The organism is Pseudomonas sp. RIT-562 (genome assembly GCF_026241895.1).
Taxonomy (GTDB): Bacteria; Pseudomonadota; Gammaproteobacteria; order Pseudomonadales; family Pseudomonadaceae; genus Aquipseudomonas; species Aquipseudomonas mandelii_F.
In genome coordinates this window covers 1-328 of record NZ_JAPJIV010000077.1, presented here as the reverse complement: position 1 = coordinate 328, position 328 = coordinate 1, and the positions used below count along the sequence as shown (strand labels likewise).

At 59.1% G+C, this 328-nt stretch carries 1 protein-coding gene; it reads right to left on the bottom strand.

Annotated elements, in window-relative coordinates; translation table 11 throughout:
- Nucleotides 1-246 (bottom strand): cytochrome d ubiquinol oxidase subunit II (locus ORL50_RS28820; protein ID WP_266020108.1); only part of this gene is annotated, 246 nt, incomplete at its 3' end.
- Nucleotides 247-328 lie beyond the last annotated feature (82 nt).

The window sequence follows — 328 nt, the reverse complement described above, 5'->3', positions numbered from 1 at the left end:
CAGCAGGACGGCGTAAGCCAGCGGAAACAACGCCAGCAGCCCGCCGCCACCGAGCACGAGCCACGTTTCGTTAGCGTCCCAAATCGGAAGGATGGTCACCGCCATGGCACGTCGATGCTGACTGCAACGAGTAAGACCCATCAGCACGCCCACGCCAAGATCAGTGCCATCCAACAGCACGTAGTTCAAGACCGAAAATCCCAGCGCGGCAGCGGACAATAGCGTTACCCAGTCATTGTCCATCATCGATATTTACCCTCAGGATTTACCCGTTTCGTCAGCCAAAGTGGGTTGGGGCCCGGGCTCGTCTTCGTGAGGTGGCTCCCGC